This is a genomic window from Affinundibacterium flavidum, from assembly GCF_014284175.1.
Classification (GTDB): domain Bacteria; phylum Pseudomonadota; class Gammaproteobacteria; order Burkholderiales; family Burkholderiaceae_D; genus Undibacterium; species Undibacterium flavidum.
This window is the reverse complement of sequence record NZ_JACOGA010000009.1, coordinates 1-20071: the sequence shown is the minus strand read 5'-3', so window position 1 is coordinate 20071 and position 20071 is coordinate 1. Positions and strand designations below refer to the sequence as shown.

Genomic DNA, 20071 nt, shown 5'->3' with positions numbered 1-20071 from the left:
TTAGCGCGATGGCGAATTTCATGATGAACTGCTTAGTGAACTTATTGGTGAACTGCTTAGCGACTACTAGATGAGCGTATTAATGAACAGATCGATGAATTCAGTGAGCAAGCATTGCATCCTCTTTTGTGGAGCTTTGCAAGCTGTCTCAATTGCCTAAATCTGCTCATGTCTGTTGATATCGTCTAACCATCCATTCACAGCAAACTCATATCCGCAGCAGCAATTCCCACCAAAGTTAAAGCATCGACCGTACTAGTCGACGTAACAGCTGCTGCAATTGCCATGCCTTTGACGATGGACTCGTTTGCCGTGTTATAGGAAAGTCCCCAATCTATCGCGAAAGTTTTAGCGACGAGGATTTTGTTGTCTAATAAATTGGCGACCCAACCCCATGTCGCATCACCTTTAAAATTATGTGCCGCAGTCAAAATATCGGATACCAGCGAACCATGCGTCGCCTTGCCGCTGGATAGTTGTCCATTCCAATAATCGAGCCCGCCCTGATCCGCGCCGCTGGTGCGTCCTAATACATTTTTATAGACGACATTAATAAAATCCGTGTTGCTCATGCTTGCCGAAAAACCTGTCAAGTCAGAATATTGTATGCCTGCGTTATAGAAAGTTTCTGCGATCTGATTAATTTTCTGACCGGCATTCATTTGCCCTATCCAATACGCCAAACCTTCGGCATCTGGAACACGATTAAAAAAGGCGACGTACAATTCCATCAAGCGTTGCACATTCGCTTGCGGCGCGCTGGCAGCTAAATTTTGTATCGTCAGGTTGACCGTAAAATCATTGAACTTGAGCGATTCAACATTCTTTATCGTATCGCTTCCATCGCTGCCCGTTTTCGCTTGCACCGTGTAATTAGCGCCACTATGAGTGAGATGATAAGTGTTGAGATTACCACTGAACATGGCCAGGTCAATTCCAGCACCACCGTCTATCACATCGTTGCCTGCGGCACCGGTGATCGTGTCGTTACCAGCATTCGCATTAATGATGTCATCGCCAGCACCACCCGTTAATTGTTCACCATTCGCAGTGCCTTCTATCTGCAGCGGTAAGGTGCGTGAACTGTCATTGATAGTGACGCCAATAGCTGTAGAAAGCGCCACACCACCCGGTGTTAGGCTGATGCTGGTAATCAGTGTCTCTGCACCTTCGGTGAGTAGATCTGCCACCAAACCTACAGAGAATTTTGTCGTGCCACTAGCATCGATGGTGATACTGCCAGTCAGTGCACCACCCGTGATATCGGCAGCGCTAACACCACTTAGCTTGTAATGAACGACGGTGCCCGCTGTAATGCCATTGGTGTACAAATAATAGTTAACACTGCCTCCTTCATCGACTTTCGTCGTATCGGGCAGCAGGCTATATGGTAATGTCGGGACAACAGCATGGACATTAATAAAGGCCATGTAAACATTAGTATTATTCTTACCGTCGCTGAGCGTGTAGGAGAAGCTATCAGTAGAACTAAAAACAGGATTCGGTGTATAGACAAAGTTACCGGCACTATTCAGCGTCAACTCGCCATGTGCTGGTAGAGATTTTATTTGATAGCTCACCAGTCCTCGGCTGAGATCACTGGGATCGGGCAATTGTCCACTAGCACTCAAGCCTTGATCCATGTCTATTTCTATATCCGAGCCCAGCGCGGCGCTACCGAGGATAAGTGATTGGTCATTAAATCGCAGCGATTCAATATTGAGTAAGGTATCAAAACCACTAGTGCCATCACGCGCCGTGATGAAGGTATTGCCAAAGCCTGTGCTGATCAGATAATCGCTACGTGCGCCTACGAAGATCGCCGTGTCTTTTCCTTTACCTCCATCGATCCAATCATTACCTTTTCCACCGGTGAGTTGATTGTCGAGATCATTTCCTAACAAGACATCATCGAAAGCTGTGCCTACCGCATTTTCAATATTGCTGCCTAATGCAAGCGCTAAATTGTTCGTGGCTAGAATGCCGTTTGCCGTGACGCCAACGCTGCTTAAATGACCCGGCACAAGATCTAAAGAAACCCCGATTTTAGAAAGCGAGGCGTCGAGCGTATCCGTCCCTCCATCGTCAATCAGTGTGGTTTCTGACAGAAATTGTATGCCACTAAATTGATAAGTGTCGTTACCGCTATGTACTGGCTTGCTGCCATACAGGTAGCGCAAGGCGGTAATATCAAGAGCACCAAAGGTGGATGGGAATAGGCCATCAGACGAAGCATTTTGCGACATCACAGTCAAACTGGTGAGATCGTATTCCGTCATGATTTGTTGTGCATAGTGATCGTTCGCGTCGACATTGCGTGTATGTCGCAATCCTAAAGCATGACCGATCTCGTGCAATAAAGCGGCATAGCCTTCCGAGCCTGGTGCCAGATTGATGAGCGAATCGAGATCCATCCACACATCACCAGCAGTTTCACTATTTTGTGCAGGGAAATTGGTCACGCCCTTAGTATCTGTCTGTTGACTGGCACCAAAACGTATGCTGCCGGACGAACCATTGGCTTCACTGACTTCTCTAAAGCTCAACCCGGATGCTTGGCTGATACTGAGCAAGATTTCGCGTACTGCATTTTGTTCTGCCGCAGAGAACGCATGAAACTGGTTGGCACCAACGCCATTGGCTGGTGCTTGCAACACGAAACTGTAAGTGACTTCTACGGCGCTACCAACTGCACTACTCACATTCCAGCGATTGCTTAAACCTTGCACCAAGCCATCAATGGCGAGGTCTTGCGGATTAATAAAACTGCTGAGTAAGCGTGTGTCGTTATTAGTTCCAGTCCAGATCTGAAGAACTTCAACATTACTAATGTTCATCAAAAAATTATTATGCCCGGGGCTGGTGATCACCGCACTTAAACCGTCGATGCTCACTTTGATATTGAAGTCGCTCCAGACTGGTGGCGTGCTGCTAAATCCTGGCATATAGATCGCATCATAACCGCCTCTGCCATCAACTATCGTTTTACCGCCACCTACAAAGAATGTATTGTCTTTCGACGAACCATAGAGCTCGTTGTCATTCCAGCTTCCTGCGACGTTCTGTACACCGATCAAGGTATCAGTCCCACCCCAGCCATCTTGCGCCCAACCTGCTTCCAAATCTACGATGACTTTTCCAGGCGCCCCATCCCAATAGGCTGCGGTAACGCTGCGCCAAGGTTCATTCGGAGCAATGATAAGTTCAAGCGTATCATTACCCGGACCACCGATCAGGTTACCGCCATAGGCACGAATAATGTCGTTGCCTTTTTTACCGAAAATATTGTCGTAGCTGTCTTTTTTTTCTATCGGTTGTACGTAGGTATCATCGCTGTCGGTTAAATTGAAATCAGCCATATCGAATTCCTATTAGCTCAGCATAAAATTCAAATTCTTTTTGGGGAAGTTCACCAAATTCGGAAAAACAGTATTGAATTGACTGCTCGGCAAACCTAGCCATTGCATGACCGTGGCGCCAACTTGATCAGTACTGGTAGAGGGAACCATGCGTCCACCACGACCAGGATCGGCATCGTCTACGCCGCCCAAAATATAAGACGATAATTGCCCTATCACTTGGCCGCCAGCAACTGCGCCGCCCATCACAAACCAATTATTACCCCAGGCATGATCCGATCCGGCACCAGATGCGGGACGCAAAGTACGTCCAAATTCACTCATCATCAGCGTAGTCACATTCAAATCCATACCCGCCGCAATATTTGCCTGATCAAAGGCGGCGACGGCGCGTCCAACGATATCGAGTTGTGCATCTTGGGTGCGACTATCATTGCCACGTTGACCGTAATGCGTATCAAAACCACCCCACTCGACCAAGAAAATTTGACGTTTGTATCCCATAGATTTAAAGACGGGCAGAACCGACGCCAAGGCACTCAATTTGTTGGCTAACTCGTCGGATCCAAAATTCGCCGCTGGCGGTTTTGCTGCTAAGAAAACTTGCGTGAGAATAGTAGATTCAGAAACGCTTTCGTTAAAGGTTCTGGCATACTCGGCTTCATATTGATTGGCAAATTGCGAGCGCGCCATATTATTGAGTGATTGTGACCAATAGCTTTGTGGTTGTGCCAAATCAGCGCGCCCCCAATAGCGCGCACCATTTGGGGACATAAAGGACACTGATGATCGACGCCCTAAAACAAAGGTTCGATTATTGCTCATCGTGACCGCTCTTAGTCGATTAGAAAAGCCCGAAGGTAGCTGTTCAAGCGTACGCCCAGCCCAGCCACTCACATCCGCATCACCGTCCCAGCCTTGTTGCAAGGCTGTCGCATCACTGTGGGATTGTAAAAAAGGGGGAATCGGCACTGAACGATTAATTACCTGCTCACCGGTTGATGGCACAATCAGCAAACCCGCATTCGCGATCCATGCTAATCGTTTTTTATTATAGAGTGTAGCGAGCGGCGACAATCCCGGATGTAAGCCGAAACTATGCCCTGCACTATTGCCATCCAGACGAATCAGAGAGTCTTTTGGTAAAGCGAGTATGGGGCGTGCATTACTATAATCTGTATAGGCTGCATCGGTCGGTATTAAGGTGTTATGACCGTCGTTACCGCCACTCAAAAATAGACATACCAAGGCTTTGTAATCACCGCTATCGGCAGCCAGACTACTCTCTAAGCCTGACAACAGGCTTACACCACCGAGCCCCGCAAGGAGCGGGATGCCGCCCGCCTTTAGAAAATTTCTACGATTCATTTGATCACTCCAAAGTAGGGACTGCTTAAGGCGACCTGCAATATAATTAGGGCACCTTCCTCAGGTGAGTTCCAATTTCTTTCGCCGTTAATAAGTGACTGTAAATTCGCCCTCAAGGTTGGGGGCATAGCACCGCGGAACCAGCGTTGACTAATCAAATCAAGGATAGCCTTTGGCGATTGAGAAAATGCTTTGCCAAGCGCCGCCACCTCGCATCCAGAGTTCGCATAATTATCTGCTGCCGCACTATTATTCTTATTTAGCAATGTCCATTCTAAGCCGCCTATCCGACTAGTGAATTCAATCGTATTTAATAATTTCTGTTCAGGCGCCAACAAATTACTACCAGGAGCACGGTCCCCTGCCTGGTAAAAGGAAAAAACATTCGGAGGGTAAGTCGCGTTTTGATTTTGCGGTTCAAGGACCCATTTCACGCCTTCATAGGGCGGTGAGTGAAACGGCTGTTTGCAATTCATGCCACGCATCATTGCAGACATCCACTGCACGGGTTCACGCAATTTCCCAAATTGATTCGGACTCGATCCGATTTGATCGCCAGCACGAGCTTCGGGGTCTAAAAGTATGGCGCGTACCACCGCTTTTAAATCGCCAGTTACACCGTTGCCATTGTTACGAAATACGGTGGCAATACGTGTCAAATATTCTGGACTGGGATTGCTAGTAACGAGATGTTGAATCAGGCGCAAACTGATGAAAGGAGCGATATTCGGATGTTTCATTAATATCGCGATGACCGCATTTAATTCTACTGCGGCATTCATGCCCGCCGCTAATGGCGTACCTAAAACGATCTTTGCACCACTATCATGGAAAAACGCCTGAGACTCTGGCAGCATAGGCGTACCGAAATGCGGCCAGGCATAATCAGGCAATCCTGTATTGTTTGGCGGTTGGCGCCAGCCTGTTAAAGCACGCGCTAACTCTTCGACATCTTTCTGCGTATAGGTTTCAAGCGGCTTGCCTTGTGCATCTCGTTTGGTGCTGCCGTCGGTGTTGAGCTGCACCACACCTAGAGAAAACAATTGCATCAATTCGCGTGCATAATTTTCGTTAGGCGCACAACCTAGGCACTGTGGCGAACTCGGGCGATTTAATTCATTGTTGAGGAAAAACCCCATCATGGGATGGATACTGACATCGTGTAATAGCGTGCCGTAATTATCGAAAGCGCGGCTAATCAGCAAGTTGTAGTATTCGTAGCGGCCATTCGACTGCCCTTGTGAGGTCGGGATAAATTCAAATATGGCCCATGCGACTCGTTGGCGTAACTGATCAGGAGCACCAAGCACACGCTGCCAATACACTTCATGGGTGTAATTATCGAGCGCGCTGACTGCCGCATTGTCGGTCTCTTTATAATTCAAATAACTGCGCGGGATAGCGCTGTTTGTCACTGGCAGCGCCATTTGCGCATCTATCCAGCCCTCAAAACCTAATTTGGAAATCTCATCGATCAATGCCGGCGTCGCGCCAAAACTGACTTGATCGGCGAATCGGGCTGCCGCGTAATAGGTGACTGTAGTACTCGGTTTATTGCTAACCTGACCTGTAGAAGTTTTGGAAGTTGTTTCATCGAGGCGCGCACGTTGACCACAGCTCATCAATCCGACACACAAGAGCATCACGCAAAAATAGGAAAGAGGCCGGATAAAAATAAGCGATCGGTTATTCATTGTACATGCTCGGTTAGTAGGTAAAAACTTAAGCAATTTCAGCCTTGCACTGAATCCAAGTGACACAACTTTGTTCGAGAATAGTACAACTATTCATTCAGCGCAGCTTAATAAATCACTACGCTCATAGTTGAACCTAACAACAATGCCACAATGTTCAATCTCTTCAGTATTTTCGATCCAGCTCTTAATTTATGTCAAAAAATTCCGGCAATCGTCAATGCTGACCTGTCTAAGAAATTCTTCTATTCATTTGATCACGCCAAAGTAAGGGCTGCTTAAAGCGACTTGCAAGATAGTTAAAGCGCCATCCTCAGGAGAATTCCAGTTTGCCTCGCCATGTATGAGCGCTTGTAGATTCTCCCTCAAAGTTGGTGGCATCGCTCCACGGAACCAACGTTGGCTTATCAGATCAATAATCGCTTTTGGTGACTGAGCAAATGCCTTGCCGAGAGGTGCTATTTCACATCCTGAATTAGCATAGTTATCCGCAGCAGCAGGGTAATTTCGATCTAACAAACTCGCGCTTAAGCCACTAATATGAGTTATGAATTCGTTGGTATTTAATAGTTTTTGTTCTGGTGCCAGCAGATTACTGCCGGGGGCACGATCAGTTGCCTGATAATAGGAAAAAACATTGGATGGAAATGTTGAGTTTTGATTTTGTGGTTCCACAACCCATTTGATGCCATCGTTATTCGCAGGGTAGTGGAAAGGTTTTTTACAATTCATGCCACGCAGCATCGCAGACCACCATTGTACGGGTTCGCGTAATTTGCCAAAGGAATTTGGACTAGATCCAATTTGATCGCCAGCACGTGCTTCTGGGTCTAATAGTATGGCACGTACCACCGCTTTTAAATCCCCGGTAACGCCATTGCCATTATTACGAAAGACGGTGGCGATGCGCGTTAGATATTGTGGACTAGGATTGCTGGTGACCAAGTGCTGGATCAAGCGCAGGCTGACAAAAGGCGCAATATTCGGATGTTTCATTAACATCGCGATAACGGCATTCAATTCTTGCGGGGCATTCATGCCTGCAGCAAATGCCGTTCCCATCACGGTTTTAGCACCGCTATCATGAAAGAAAGCAGCTGATTCCGGCACCATAGGAATACCAAAATGCGGCCAGGCATAATCCGGTAATCCGGTAGTATTGTTTGGCTGACGCCAACCAGTTAGAGCCCGTGCCAACTCTTCTACATCTTTCTGCGTATAAGTTTCCAATGGCTTGCCATGTGCATCACGTTTGGTGCTGCCATCGGTATTGAGTTGTACTACACCCAGCGAAAATAATTGCATCAATTCGCGTGCATAGTTTTCATTTGGTACGCATCCCAGACACTGTGGGGAACTCGGCCGGTTTAAATCATTATTCAGAAAAAAACCCATCATGGGATGGATGCTGACATCATGTAACAAAGTACCGTAGTTATCCAATGCACGACTGATTATCAGATTGTAATATTCATGTTGCCCATTTGATTGTCCGGGTGCGGTAGGAATAAATTCAAATATCGACCACGCAACTCTTTGGCGCAATTGATCAGGGGCAGTCAGTAGCGTTTGCCAATGGACTTCATGCGTATAAACATCCAGCGTGGAAATTGCGAATTGATCGTTTTCTTTGTAATTTAAATAGCTACGCGGAACTTCGTTAACCGTCGCTGGCAGTGCCATCTGCGCATCTATCCATGCCTCAAAACCCAATTTAGAAATTTCATCAATCAATGCCGGCGTCGCGCCGAAACTGACCTGATCGGCAAATCGGGCAGCCGCATAATACGTGACCGTAGTACTCGGTTTATTGCTAACCTGACCGGTAGAATTTTTGGATGTTGCTTCATCAATTTGTGCACGTTGACCACAGCTCATTAGCACCACACACAGACAAATCAAGCTCCAGCGTGGAAGAAGGCGGGGTAAATCAATTGATTGATTATTCATTGTATTTGCTCGATGAGTAAGTTAAAACTCAAACAAATCAGCATTGCACTGAATCCAAATAACAAAATTTTGATCGAGAAATAGTACAACTATTCATTGAGCATTGCACGATAAATTGAAGGGCCCTAAACAAATAGACAAGTATTAGTGCGCTGTTCAATTTTAGGGCTCGCGCAACACAGGTACTGGCGTCGCTGTGTTCGTTTGCGGGACGCGTTCAAGGGGGAGTCCGTATTGGCTTCAACAATAAAAGGGGGAAACCAGGGAGCGCGCCGATGTAGCGGACTATGTGTGTGGTGCGCACGGCACACCCTACCTTACTCCATTTATTTTAGAGGCCAATACACCGTCCCTTTTTGCGCACTACAAGGTAATCCAACAAGGTCTGCCACTGCTCCGCGCAAGTCCTGATAATCTAAGAAATTACACAGACGCAGGACGGTTATAAATCCATTCAGCAAGCAACAAATTTGGTAACCAGCACAACCAAGAAATAATCGGATAGGCGATGTCAAACGGCCACCCGAAAACCAAGGTTAAAGGCAAATAAATACGCAAACTTACCGCTGCCAAGGTCAAAGAAAAATTGCGTATCATCCAGCGCTGATGGGCGAGTACATCGCCATGACGGATCGCCCAATATGCACGTGCACCGGTGTACAACCATAACACCGCCAAAATTCCAAAACCAAGATTAGAACCCAGACCGCCATACGCGAACACGGCCATCAACAGGCCTGCAACACCGCCAAGTAACACACCCACACACAAATATATTTTTCCAAGCGTACGATGCAAGCGTGGTTTGCTAGCACGTAATTTCTTGGAAAACTGTAATGGGCCTATCAGTAAAGCGATGCTAGATGCAAAAATATGCAAGTAAACCATCAACTTGTGGTTCTCAAAATTCGTCTTCATATCCGGATGCACTAATGATCCCAAGGGCAGCGCCGCGTACGCAATAAATGCGTAACCCGCGATGCCGACACACAGAGTCAACATCAAGCCATACAAAAAATTTTGTTTCATAAATGTGTGTTCTGGTAGATGGTTTTAGTCGGCAATTTTGCTCTGCGCATGCACCGCAGCAAGCATCGCTTGAATTTTCGGTTCAGGTTTCCAATAATCGGGCCCTTTCATCACTTTGCCGCGCTCATCATAAATCGGTAAGCCATCGGCACCGAGTTTGGAAAAATTCGACTGCATAATAATCGCCAATACTTGGTCTAAGGGTAGTCCAAATTTTGCCATCTCGGACGCACAGTACACTTGTATGTCACCCAGCAAATCGGCCAGCATGGTCAAGACTTCGAGAGGGTCTTTACCAGCATCTTGTGCAGCGATGATTTCGTCCATCTCATGCACTTCTTCCATCAAAATATCTTTAAATGCCGCCATCCGTTGCGCCGCTGGAACACCGACATCCAAGGTCGGCACGGCGCTCACTGGCAATTTATAAATGCCGTTAAATTTCTTAATATCTTCTGCAAATGTACCCATGATTATTCACACTCTCTCAATTTTCTAAACGAACTCTACCGACTAATTTCACGCACAGATTTAGTTCCATAGTGCTTAATCGCCTAAGCACTTAATTGCTTAACGCTTTACCCACCACCAACGCAAGGCAACAAATACCAAGCCGCCTATCAGCCAACGAAATGCCAGCAAAATATCACCCCATGAATTTTCTCCGACACCAGACCAAACTTGAACTCTAATCGATTCGAACTCAAAATTTTCTGCTTTCACCAATCTTAAAATCGGCTGGATAACTTGAGACTCTTTGAAACGTGTCGGCTGTGTGGCCTTAGTCATCTCGATGTGCTCACCAGCCCTTACATTCAGTTTTGTTAAACCTGGGAAAGGAACTATACGTGATACGTTGCCATCCAAAAACTAGCCAGAATTCCACAGAGTAACTGCATCACCATTTGCCTTAGCTTTGCCAGCAATGGTCACCACCACGGTATAGGGGCCACCATCTTTGCTGGCATTAAGCTTTTCGCCGATCCAGTTTTCTGTAGTTACATTCAACACCTGACTTGGACCAAGTGCTTGCAAATTCTCTGCGGGCTGCCTAAAGGCGGCAAGCCTAGCCAAATCCTCGGTGCTAAGCTGTAATTTGAGCTCTATACGTCGACCGTATTCACTATATACACTTTTGCCGCGCCCTTGCGCCAAGAGATGCTCAATTGCTGTCAACAGCAAGAATAGACAGACAATATTCGAGATTCTTTGACGTGATGAGTGCTGTAATGTGTGACGAAAAGCCATAGCCAAACCACAGAAAATGAAAGATTCCGCAGACTAGCATTACTTATGCTTAAAATATAGAGAAATAGATATCGAGAAACAGTTCATCTTTAAATTTAACAATCACGTTTTGCTCCGTCAAAGGCAATAGGGCAGTCGCTTAGCTAGTCAGTTTTAAGCCGATGATTCCACCTAAAATCAACAACAAACTCAACACGCGCGCCACGCTTAGCGCTTCACCAAATAAGACGATACCGAAGATCGCCGTACCTATCACCCCAACGCCTACCCACACAGCGTAGGCCGTGCCTACGGGCAAAGACTTCATTGCCATCCCCAACAAACCTACACTGATCAACATAGCGAGCGCCGTACCGACACTTGGCCACAGCCGTGTGAAACCATCGGTGTATTTCAGGCCTATCGCCCAAACTATTTCGAACAAGCCTGCACAGACTAACATCAGCCAATTCATATTACTTCCTTAGAGTTTTGTTGCAGGGTCGTCCCTGCGCAAAGTCATACCAGCTGGTCGTCCAGACTGGGACACATTAGCTATTCCGTATGTGTCTACTTTATTGATATACAGAGCCGTTATCGTTCAGTGATACGCGCCATGCATTTTATAAACCAGAAATTCAGCATCCGCAGGATAGCTCGCCAGTTTTTCTGTCAGCGCCGTCGATTCTGGTGCGGGTTGAAAACCAAACCGTCGCCAGTAGCCAGCAGAATTTTGTACAGCCACCAGACAAGCCTGCGCGTATTGCCATTGCGCGCAACGAGCGAAAAAACATTCGATTAACAGTCGGCCGACACCTGATTTGCGCGCATTCGGATGCACCGACAAATCATGTAAATACAAACAATCTGCATCAGCGGGAATATGACATTCTGGCGCATTGAGTTCCGGCGGTGCGGACGAGATCCAAGGGATCGCAATCAGATAAGCGATCACTTCCTCTTCTGCGGTCGCAACAAAGCAACTGCGTGGTGCTGCGCTTAGCTTGGCACTTAAGGAGCCGACGGATTCGGGAATATCACCGCTATAGCATGCCGCTTGAATTTGCAGCACACTATCCATATCCTTGAGTTGCATGGGGCGTATATCAAATAGGCTCATCATGATTTGCTGATTAAAAGCGAACTGTACAAAACACTCTATCGATGAAAATTATTCTGGAGATCTAGGATCAGACAATACATATTGTCCAATGCGCATTACTCATCTCAAAAATTACGACGGGCGCGGCGTTCACGCAGAATCGCTAAACGCGCACTGACAAATTCAATTTCTGCCGGACGCTCACATGCACGAATCAAGGCTTCGTTTGCTGGCCCATACGCGACTACCAAATAAGTCTTACCTGGCGCAACAGTTGTACCGCATTCTGCACTACTCAAAGCTGAAAATACAACCACAGAAGAACTCGTTGCACCCTTAAAATTTTCCTGTACATCAAAGCGAAAACTACGTTTTGCCTGTCTCAAAGATGGCAACATGCTAGCACTGACTTTTCCAACAAACACCAGACTGGCATCTTGTAAAAAGGAGTCTACCGCTTGTTGCTCCGTCGGCACAGTACTTGGACATGAGCAGGCAACTGCGAGCTGAGTCAAACCAGAACTCACAAGCAAAAACAGTCGCGCGAAGATATGTTTCATAGATGGAATGCCAATTTATTCAGATCTTTATAGTCGTCATGAAGCTGTTAACTTAAGCATGCAAATACTACCATGCAAGATGCTAAATTGACCGTCGATATTGACCGCCTAGCTTGACTACTGAATGAGAGCTTCGCGAGCAACATCATGTGGTCAGTAGTTCAATCCCAGCAAAAAAACCACCACAAAAATTCAGACATGCCACTTGTGATATTGTGCCAAATAGTCAATACTAAATTGTTGGACAGCTTATTGTGCAAATTAATTGCATTACGCGATTAATTTTGGTGCACTAAGACAGCAAGGTCAATTTCACTGCAAGACTAATTGAATGGGAGCACGCTATGGGACTGTGGAATAAATTAAGTAATGAATTCATCGATATCATCGAATGGCTAGACGACAATCCCAATGTGATGGTGCATCGCTTTGAACGTTACCAAAACGAAATCAAGATGGGCGCAAAACTCACCGTGCGAGAAGGTCAGGTTGCGATCATGGTCAATGAAGGCCAGATGGGTAAAGGACAAGTAGCCGATGTATTCATGCCAGGCATGTACGAACTAAGCACTGAAAACATGCCCTTGCTCAGCACGATCAAAGGCTGGAAATATGGTTTTAATAGTCCATTCAAAGCCGAAGTTTACTTCTTCAAAACCACACGCTTTACGAATTTAAAATGGGGTACCGCGGGTCCGGCAACCATGCGCGATCCTGAATTTGGCGTGGTACGTGTGACTGCATTTGGTATTTATGGTTTGCGCATTCGCGATGCAAAAACGGTGTTGCTGGAGTTAGTCGGCACTCAGGCAGATTTCACCATTCAAGACATAGAAGAAAATCTGCGCGGCAAAATTGGATTACGGATTAAAGAAGTCATGCCTGAAATCGGCGTGCCCGTCATTGACTTAGAAGGTAAAGTCAGCGTCGTTGGTCAGCGCATACAAGAAAAAATTGCTGGCGATTTTGAGCAATACGGCTTAGAACTGTGTGAAGTGCAGGTACAAGACATCGGCCTACCAGAAGAAGTTGAAAAAGCCATTGATCAACAAGGTGCGATGCGCGCCATCGGCAATATGCAACAGTTCGCCCAATATCAAGGTGCACAAGCGCTGCGCGATGCAGCGCAAAACCCCGGCATGGCTGGCGCGATGATGGGGGTTGGCGTGGGTGGCATGTTAAATCAAAGTATGGGAAACCTGTTTGCCGCAAACAATTCAGCGCCTGCAGCTACGGGTGCGACGCCACCACCATTACCGGGAGCAACGCCTTACTTCGTCGCCATCAACGGTGCACAAGCAGGCCCTTTTGAGCGCGCTGCTTTACAAGCACAAGTCGTCAATGGCAGCTTGACACGCGATAGCCTGGTTTGGCGTCAGGGCATGGCAGGCTGGGTCAAAGCGAGCGAACAAACAGATTTGCAAGATCTGTTTGCCGCCTTGCCACCACCACTGCCGCCACAATAAATACGATCTAACTGATCTCACATCGGCGGCGTATTTGCCGATGTGAGATCAACTCCACCATACCGCCATCGTCTCTTGGACCAGCTTGTGACAACCAAAACATACCCTTGCACTCAATGCGGTGCCAAACTTGAATTTGCTCCCGGCCAATTGGCACTCAAATGTCCGTACTGCGGCAATCAGAATCAAATCGAAGCCGATGAGGTCGCGCAGGCAATTGCGTATGAAGAATTGGATTATCAAGCTTACCTCAGCAAGCAAGCAGGTAACGAAGCGGTACTAGAACAGCAAACCGTCAAATGCACAGCTTGTGGTGCGCAATCGCAGTTTGCACAAAATATTGTCTCAGATCGCTGTCCATTTTGCGCAGCACCAATGATCGCCGCCAACGCTTACGCAAAACGTCAAATTCAACCCAAGGCCATCGCTCCGTTCGACATCAAAGAAAGCGATGCCCGCACAAAATTCAGCGACTGGGTCAGTGGTTTATGGTTTGCTCCCAACGCACTCAAACGTGCTTATCGTGCCGAACGTGGCTTAAAGGGTATCTATACGCCGTATTGGACTTACGACGCCGATTCTGACACCACGTATCAAGGACAACGCGGCGTCGATTACACCGTCACCGAAACCTATGTACAAGATGGCGAAACCAAAACACGCCAAGTCACCAAAACGGATTGGTACCCAGCCGCAGGTGAAGTGCAAGTCAGTTTCGACGATGTCTTAGTCATCGCCTCCAAAACTCTACCGAAACAATACGCCGACAATCTGGCGCCATGGAATCTCAATAAGCTACAAGGCTATCGCGACGACTACGTTTCCGGCTTTACAGTCGAAGCATATCAAGTCGCCCTAGAACCGGGCTTCGTCGATGCCAGAACCATCATGGAAGACGCCATACGCAACGCCATCTGCCGCGACATAGGCGGTGACCATCAACGTATTACGTCTATGCAGCCACGCTATTCCAACATCAGTTTCAAACACATCTTGCTACCGATCTGGCTATCGTCCTACAAATACGGCGAAAAGACTTATCGCTTTTTGGTGAATGGACAAACGGGTGAAGTACAGGGGGAACGTCCTTACTCGTACTGGAAAATTGCAGGTGCGGTTTTGTTAGCGTTTGTTGCTGTGATGGTGGTGATTGCTCTGACGAAAAAGTAGCGTGGATTTGAACTTGGCGTATGAAATAAAAGACCGATGCTTGCATCACATACAGCTTGTTTTCAGATGATCTCAGCGCGAACTCGACTTAGGCGCGACGCTAAGCACCATGCCCATAGGACGCAAAAGTTTTTCTACTGTGGCTAAGCTCGGACTTGATACTTCGCGTTCAATGTCTTGCAATGTACGTGCCGACACGCCACATAATTTTGCATACTCGGCGATAGTAAAACGTAAGCTGGTGCGTATCTTTTTGATGACTGCGGGGATGGGCATACCGGGATCTGCGGCAAGCTCCTCGGTCAAAGCACGCCGCGCTTGTATTGCCTCGGCGGGCGACAATGGAATAAAACGTTTATCCATCTACAATCCCTCCAATTGTGATCGAACATTCGCTATCGTCTTTTCAAATGGTCTGATAAATTCTTCCTCTATACCTAAAGACAAGGCATCCGCAAACAGCGTTGAAAGAGGCTCCACCAACATCTGAACGCCATTTTTCACTGTATTGAAATCTAACTCTGTCGCATCACAAGCCTGATGTATGGCGCTCGCCCAATTGGGCAAACCATCATCATCTTGTTGCCAACGTATACGCCTTGCGATGCCATCGGGATGTAAATGCATAGGCGCGAAATCAAATAAAGGTGTCAGGGATATCGTGCCATCATGTCGGCGTTGTATTGCTGTGTTACGCCCATGATTATCTTTATTGCCCAGCGCAATATTGGCAATATCACGCTTGATGTACTCGATAATGTCTTTCATGGGATCGCTGGCGACTTTAGCTAACTGACGACAGACTTCATTGTGCGAAGGCAGCTTACCAAATCCATTGACACCGCAAAGCGATGCAATACTCTCTTGGGCGTGACGTAACACTTTTCCATTTTGCAGCTCGCGGTCAAAACGCGGTATGAACAAAGCACGTTCACACAAACTCAATTCGGCATGGACATGCAATCCCAATCGCTTTGCCAATTGCATATACGGCGCTTCCAAACGCAAAATATTTGCTAAAGCGAGGTCACGGCCTCGACCAAACTTCACAATAAAGTGCGCCTGTGCTAGCTCGTCAGGCAAGGTGTGATCAAGGTAGTACAGCCCATCATGTGCACGGGTCAACAAGATCTTTGGCCACTCACCTTGTATGCCAGAAGACCCCGCTAAAAATAGCCCGTGCTGGGCGAGGTATTCATTAAAATCACCAGCTCTAGATGCGATCTCCGCCATGGTAAAACCACGCATATTGGCATCGAAGTTTTGACCACTACGCGCAGCAATCCACTTATGCGCCTCCTTAATTCGGATATTTCCAATAGGATTACCTGCACCTGCACAGAGCAAAGCCCAGTCTGCCGCAGGCCCTGCTGTTTCGCTCCGCGCCAATTGCTTCAACAACTCGGCCCGGCCGTAGCCTTGCGGCAGCAAGTCAACCAAAAAAGCTGGCCAAGCCTCGCCCGGATAACTACGCAAATCAACTGGCACATTCACAGATAAGGCGGCAGCGTCTGATCTCTCCCAATACGGCAACGCATACTCAGGCAAGTAGATCAAATAGGTAGACGCAGCCATCCCTAGCGCGGGGTCGCCAGTCAAATCAAGCGCAGCAGCATCACGCCATGCGCCATCGATAAACAACTGTAATGTACAGGTTAATGGATTCATATGCACAGAATACTATCAGTAATATAGGCAGATTAGCGCATATTTATGTAGGAAAAATGTGCAAATGTAGCAAAAATTTGAAAGCGATGCGATTTGCTACTACCTGAGATTAAGCAATGCCTGAGATTCAATTACATGACTAACATGTGTAGGTTGGCGCTGAACGAAGTGAAGCCCAACTTTAATTCAGAAATATCTAAAAATTGGAAAACATACGAAATATCCAAAATATTACCTCAACCACTATCTAGCGTTTTCAGAATGAATATCCCGTATCAATCACCAAAGAGAAAGCCATCATCGCCTTTAAAAAATCATTGAATTTCAGCAAATTATCTGAAACCGAAAAGAAGTTAGCACAACTGCGTAAATCCAAATAATTTGCTTTTTGACTTGGCAGACCAAGGCGCAACAAAAGAAGCGCCTTGTCGCATGCATCGCGCAACGATAGAATGCCGCTTTGACTTTAAAGCCCCTCCTCCATGCTGCATACTGCCAAACTACTCGTCATAGATGACGACTTCGATGTCGCAACTGCAGCGCGGCTTCTGCTTCAAAGACATTATGCTGAAGTCCGTGTCGCGCATTCACCAGAAGCGGCATGCGAACTTCTACAGCACTATCAGCCCGACTGCGTGCTTTTGGATTTCAACTTTACCAAAGGCTACACCGACGGCAAAGAAGGTCTAGCTCTGCTCAAGTGGTTACACGAACACCACCCAAAATGCAAAGTCATTGCAATGACTGCTTATGCCGATGTACCGCTAGCGGTCGCTGCTTTGAAACTGGGTGCCACCGACTTCATCACGAAACCTTGGGATAACGCGCGCCTGGTCGCGACTGTCAGTGGTATCCTGCACCAAGCACCTGTGCAGAATACCGACGCATGCGGCAAATTATTAGGCTCCTCAAGCGCGATGCAAGCCTTGCGCAATATGATCAATAACGTCGCACCAACGGAAGCCAATGTCTTGATTCTGGGAGAAAACGGCGTCGGCAAAGAGCTAGTAGCGCAAGCCCTACATCAGGGATCCCCACGCAAACAAGCACCGTTCCTGGCAGTCGATATGGGTGCGCTGGCCGAGTCGACGTTAGAGTCGGAATTGTTTGGCTACAAAAAAGGTGCGTTCACCGATGCCCGCAGCGACAAGCAAGGGCGCTTTCAAGCCGCCCGAGGTGGTGTGATTTTTCTGGATGAAATCGGTAATCTTCCCTTAGCGGGACAAGCGAAATTACTCACCGCATTAGAACGCCGTGAGGTAACACCGATAGGCAGCAACCAATCCGAGAAAATCCAGGTGCGTGTCGTGTCGGCCACCAATCTCTCAGAAACTGAACTCTATGACCCAACACGTTTTCGCACCGACTTACTGTTTCGCTTAAACACCATAGTTCTGCGCGTACCCGCCTTGCGCGAACACGCCGAAGATATTCCACTTTTACTGGAGCACTATCTCCAGCATTATCAGCAGGCTTATCAAAAGCCAGCACGTCAACTCAGCGCTAGCCTTATTCAACAACTTTGCCAACATGCATGGAAAGGCAATATTCGCGAACTCAAACATGCCTGTGAACGTGCTGTCATATTAGGAATAGAAAGCAGCTATCAACTTCAAGACTTTGGGGTGATATTCGATAACAGCCAATCCTCCAACAACGCTAGCAAACAAACCGAACAACTTAGCTTAGAAGTCATTGAAAAAAATACGATACAAAGCGCGTTAAACCAAACCACAGGCAATATGAGCGCGGCAGCCAAACTACTGGGCCTAAGCCGGGCAGCACTGTATCGAAAACTCGAAAAACATGGTCTCTGATATCCAAGCACGCAAACGTAAGACGCGCCAACGCAGAACAGCACAACTATTTTCCGTGTTTGCATTAAGCGGATTTGGATTCGCTACTTATTGGGCAGGTTTATTACATGCCAATAAGGCAGAAGCAGATCAGGCAAGAGCTTGGGTACTATGCGCGCTACTCGCCAGCATCAGCGTGATCACATTGCTCGTCACCATCAAAAAAATCATACGGCTGAGTCTTACCCCCATCATCGAAAAAACACCTGCCCTACCTTCGGGAGATAGAACAAGTCAATCAGATCAAGCGACCCAGTCACATTTTGAAAATCGCATAGAACATGCGCCCATCGCGCTATTTTCGCTGAAACGCGATAAGCCAGTACAAGCACTCAATACTAATGCACGCCGGTTGCTCGCGCCAGGCAGAGTCCTTGAAAAAGATCTGCTCTTAAGCACTCTCCAATCATTAAAGCCACAAGGACGCGCACTCATAGAATTCGAAACGGAGCGCGGCATAGAACGTGCACTGGCCTCCAGCAATCAAATTATCGTACAAGGCGAAACTGAACAACTCATCGCCTTGATGCCTGTCGAAAGTGAGCTACAACTAGAAGCACAAAACGCCTGGCTAAAACTACTGCGTGTGCTGATACATGAAATCAACAATTCGCTTACCCCGGTCGCCTCGCTGTCTCGCACCGTTAGCGAAGAGCTGACAAACCACCAACACTTATTTACGCCGGATCTCTCACAAGTTCAGGTCGCCAATACTTACCAAGATTTACAGAGCGCCTTGGAAGCGATACATCGCCGCGCCGCGGGATTGTCGGACTTCGTCAACCACACCCGCGACCTGACGAACCTCGCACCAGCCAAGCCCAAACGCGTATTACTCACGACATTATTTTCTCAGTTAGAAAGTTTGTTCGCACCAGATTGGAAGAAGCGTGGCGGCACATTGACGTTCACATGCGATCCCGACAATATAGAAGTCATCGTCGATCCTCTGCAGCTTGAACAAGCGCTTATCAATCTTATCCAGAATGCCTACGATGCCACTGACGATATAGTGCAAGCCAGCTTACACATCCACGCCAAACTAACGCACGGCGCACGACTGAGTATCGAAGTCATCGATAACGGCAAAGGCATCAATGAAGAACACTTGCCGCACATCTTCACGCCCTTCTTCTCCACCAAGGAAAAAGGCAGCGGCATAGGACTAGCGTTGACACGTCAACTGATACAGAACAACAACGGCACTGTGCGCTACGCCCAAAGCGTCGGCGGCGGTGCAAAATTTATTATTACTCTGTGATTTTTGCGTAGATACTGTTATCCGAGTCAAGCAGAATGCAAGCTTGAATCGAAAGGTTTTCCTGATTTTAAGACCCCAAATGCGACATGAATGAGTTTTCTCATCATGGCACCAATAATCACCATGGGAGGTTTTCCCGATGCCGTAAGACGCTGGCGGAAAGCCGTTCCCCATGTGGTTCGATATAAAGCAACCATGGCAGGCATGTAGAGCGCTTTGCGAATAAAAGTATGTCCCACTTTTGACATACGAGTCTTGCTCCGCACACTACTGCCAGATTCATGATGACGTGGGTCGAGTCCTGCAAATGCAATTGCTTTCTTCACTGAAGTAAATCGCTCTGTATCAGCATAGTAGGAAA

Annotated in this window: 18 protein-coding genes; 4 read left to right on the top strand and 14 right to left on the bottom strand. The window is 47.3% G+C overall.

The window, feature by feature from the left end; genetic code table 11:
* Window positions 1–197: 197 nt before the first annotated feature.
* The 11 genes from H8K55_RS10535 to H8K55_RS10485 form a co-directional block, all read right to left on the bottom strand.
* A complete protein-coding gene (locus H8K55_RS10535; protein ID WP_186942067.1) occupies window positions 198–3359 on the bottom strand; it encodes a DUF4214 domain-containing protein in 3162 nt (1053 codons plus the stop codon).
* Window positions 3360–3371: 12 nt separating this feature from the next.
* Window positions 3372–4727, bottom strand: coding sequence for a DUF1501 domain-containing protein (locus tag H8K55_RS10530; protein ID WP_186942066.1), 1356 nt, complete (start codon window positions 4725–4727; stop codon window positions 3372–3374).
* A complete protein-coding gene (locus tag H8K55_RS10525; RefSeq protein ID WP_222612444.1) occupies window positions 4724–6421 on the bottom strand; it encodes a DUF1800 domain-containing protein in 1698 nt (565 codons plus the stop codon). Before H8K55_RS10525 ends, H8K55_RS10530 begins: the two co-directional genes overlap by 4 nt.
* Before the next feature lie 249 nt (window positions 6422–6670).
* On the bottom strand, window positions 6671–8371 hold the full coding sequence (locus H8K55_RS10520; protein WP_186942064.1) for a DUF1800 domain-containing protein: 1701 nt from the start codon (window positions 8369–8371) through the stop codon (window positions 6671–6673).
* A gap of 423 nt (window positions 8372–8794) precedes the next feature.
* Window positions 8795–9400 (bottom strand): DUF2306 domain-containing protein, encoded by a 606-nt coding sequence (locus H8K55_RS10515; RefSeq protein WP_222612443.1) that lies wholly within the window; start codon window positions 9398–9400, stop codon window positions 8795–8797.
* Between the two features lie 24 nt (window positions 9401–9424).
* Window positions 9425–9871 (bottom strand): nucleoside triphosphate pyrophosphohydrolase family protein, encoded by a 447-nt coding sequence (locus tag H8K55_RS10510; protein WP_186942063.1) that lies wholly within the window; start codon window positions 9869–9871, stop codon window positions 9425–9427.
* 99 nt (window positions 9872–9970) lie between these two features.
* The gene (locus H8K55_RS10505; RefSeq protein ID WP_186942062.1) at window positions 9971–10189 is read right to left on the bottom strand and encodes a hypothetical protein; all 219 of its coding nucleotides are present in this window, start codon (window positions 10187–10189) and stop codon (window positions 9971–9973) included.
* An 81-nt stretch (window positions 10190–10270) separates the two neighbouring features.
* On the bottom strand, window positions 10271–10648 hold the full coding sequence (locus H8K55_RS10500) for a hypothetical protein (protein WP_186942061.1): 378 nt from the start codon (window positions 10646–10648) through the stop codon (window positions 10271–10273).
* Window positions 10649–10787: 139 nt separating this feature from the next.
* On the bottom strand, window positions 10788–11102 hold the full coding sequence (gene sugE / locus H8K55_RS10495; protein ID WP_186942060.1) for a quaternary ammonium compound efflux SMR transporter SugE: 315 nt from the start codon (window positions 11100–11102) through the stop codon (window positions 10788–10790).
* A gap of 126 nt (window positions 11103–11228) precedes the next feature.
* Window positions 11229–11747 carry a GNAT family N-acetyltransferase gene (locus tag H8K55_RS10490; RefSeq protein ID WP_186942059.1) on the bottom strand — a complete coding sequence of 173 codons (519 nt, stop codon included), beginning with the start codon at window positions 11745–11747 and terminating at the stop codon, window positions 11229–11231.
* Window positions 11748–11854: 107 nt separating this feature from the next.
* Window positions 11855–12289 (bottom strand): hypothetical protein, encoded by a 435-nt coding sequence (locus tag H8K55_RS10485; protein WP_186942058.1) that lies wholly within the window; start codon window positions 12287–12289, stop codon window positions 11855–11857.
* A gap of 344 nt (window positions 12290–12633) precedes the next feature.
* Between H8K55_RS10485 and H8K55_RS10480 the strand changes: the two genes are divergently transcribed.
* The gene (locus tag H8K55_RS10480; protein WP_186942057.1) at window positions 12634–13755 is read left to right on the top strand and encodes an SPFH domain-containing protein; all 1122 of its coding nucleotides are present in this window, start codon (window positions 12634–12636) and stop codon (window positions 13753–13755) included.
* An 87-nt stretch (window positions 13756–13842) separates the two neighbouring features.
* Window positions 13843–14925: a TFIIB-type zinc ribbon-containing protein gene (locus H8K55_RS10475; RefSeq protein ID WP_186942056.1), complete on the top strand. Its 1083-nt coding sequence runs from the start codon at window positions 13843–13845 to the stop codon at window positions 14923–14925.
* Window positions 14926–14997: 72 nt separating this feature from the next.
* Here the strand turns inward: H8K55_RS10475 and H8K55_RS10470 are convergent, their stop codons facing one another.
* Both H8K55_RS10470 and H8K55_RS10465 read right to left on the bottom strand, forming a co-directional pair.
* Complete coding sequence (locus H8K55_RS10470; RefSeq protein ID WP_186942055.1) at window positions 14998–15288, bottom strand: helix-turn-helix domain-containing protein; 291 nt, start codon at window positions 15286–15288, stop codon at window positions 14998–15000.
* Window positions 15289–16593: a type II toxin-antitoxin system HipA family toxin gene (locus tag H8K55_RS10465; RefSeq protein WP_186942054.1), complete on the bottom strand. Its 1305-nt coding sequence runs from the start codon at window positions 16591–16593 to the stop codon at window positions 15289–15291.
* Window positions 16594–17075: 482 nt separating this feature from the next.
* On the opposite strand from H8K55_RS10465, the gene H8K55_RS10460 reads away from it, so the two are divergent.
* A complete protein-coding gene (locus tag H8K55_RS10460; RefSeq protein WP_186942053.1) occupies window positions 17076–18410 on the top strand; it encodes a sigma-54-dependent transcriptional regulator in 1335 nt (444 codons plus the stop codon).
* A complete protein-coding gene (locus H8K55_RS10455; RefSeq protein ID WP_186942052.1) occupies window positions 18400–19710 on the top strand; it encodes a sensor histidine kinase in 1311 nt (436 codons plus the stop codon). The genes H8K55_RS10460 and H8K55_RS10455 overlap by 11 nt, the downstream gene beginning before the upstream one ends.
* Window positions 19711–19736: 26 nt before the next feature.
* Here the strand turns inward: H8K55_RS10455 and H8K55_RS10450 are convergent.
* Window positions 19737–20071 (bottom strand): transposase (locus tag H8K55_RS10450; protein ID WP_186942051.1); only part of this gene is annotated, 335 nt, incomplete at its 5' end.

Bases quoted from the DNA above. Each gene is read 5' to 3' on its own strand.
- H8K55_RS10505 (WP_186942062.1), bottom strand. From the start codon at position 10,189: ATGACTAAGGCCACACAGCCGACACGTTTCAAAGAGTCTCAAGTTATC.
- H8K55_RS10480 (WP_186942057.1), top strand. From the start codon at position 12,634: ATGGGACTGTGGAATAAATTAAGTAATGAATTCATCGATATCATCGAA.
- H8K55_RS10535 (WP_186942067.1), bottom strand. From the start codon at position 3,359: ATGGCTGATTTCAATTTAACCGACAGCGATGATACCTACGTACAACCG.
- H8K55_RS10500 (WP_186942061.1), bottom strand. From the start codon at position 10,648: ATGGCTTTTCGTCACACATTACAGCACTCATCACGTCAAAGAATCTCG.
- H8K55_RS10530 (WP_186942066.1), bottom strand. From the start codon at position 4,727: ATGAATCGTAGAAATTTTCTAAAGGCGGGCGGCATCCCGCTCCTTGCG.
- H8K55_RS10465 (WP_186942054.1), bottom strand. From the start codon at position 16,593: ATGAATCCATTAACCTGTACATTACAGTTGTTTATCGATGGCGCATGG.
- H8K55_RS10490 (WP_186942059.1), bottom strand. From the start codon at position 11,747: ATGAGCCTATTTGATATACGCCCCATGCAACTCAAGGATATGGATAGT.
- H8K55_RS10525 (WP_222612444.1), bottom strand. From the start codon at position 6,421: ATGAATAACCGATCGCTTATTTTTATCCGGCCTCTTTCCTATTTTTGC.
- H8K55_RS10515 (WP_222612443.1), bottom strand. From the start codon at position 9,400: ATGAAACAAAATTTTTTGTATGGCTTGATGTTGACTCTGTGTGTCGGC.
- H8K55_RS10485 (WP_186942058.1), bottom strand. From the start codon at position 12,289: ATGAAACATATCTTCGCGCGACTGTTTTTGCTTGTGAGTTCTGGTTTG.
- sugE (WP_186942060.1), bottom strand. From the start codon at position 11,102: ATGAATTGGCTGATGTTAGTCTGTGCAGGCTTGTTCGAAATAGTTTGG.
- H8K55_RS10455 (WP_186942052.1), top strand. From the start codon at position 18,400: ATGGTCTCTGATATCCAAGCACGCAAACGTAAGACGCGCCAACGCAGA.
- H8K55_RS10460 (WP_186942053.1), top strand. From the start codon at position 17,076: ATGCTGCATACTGCCAAACTACTCGTCATAGATGACGACTTCGATGTC.
- H8K55_RS10520 (WP_186942064.1), bottom strand. From the start codon at position 8,371: ATGAATAATCAATCAATTGATTTACCCCGCCTTCTTCCACGCTGGAGC.
- H8K55_RS10470 (WP_186942055.1), bottom strand. From the start codon at position 15,288: ATGGATAAACGTTTTATTCCATTGTCGCCCGCCGAGGCAATACAAGCG.
- H8K55_RS10510 (WP_186942063.1), bottom strand. From the start codon at position 9,871: ATGGGTACATTTGCAGAAGATATTAAGAAATTTAACGGCATTTATAAA.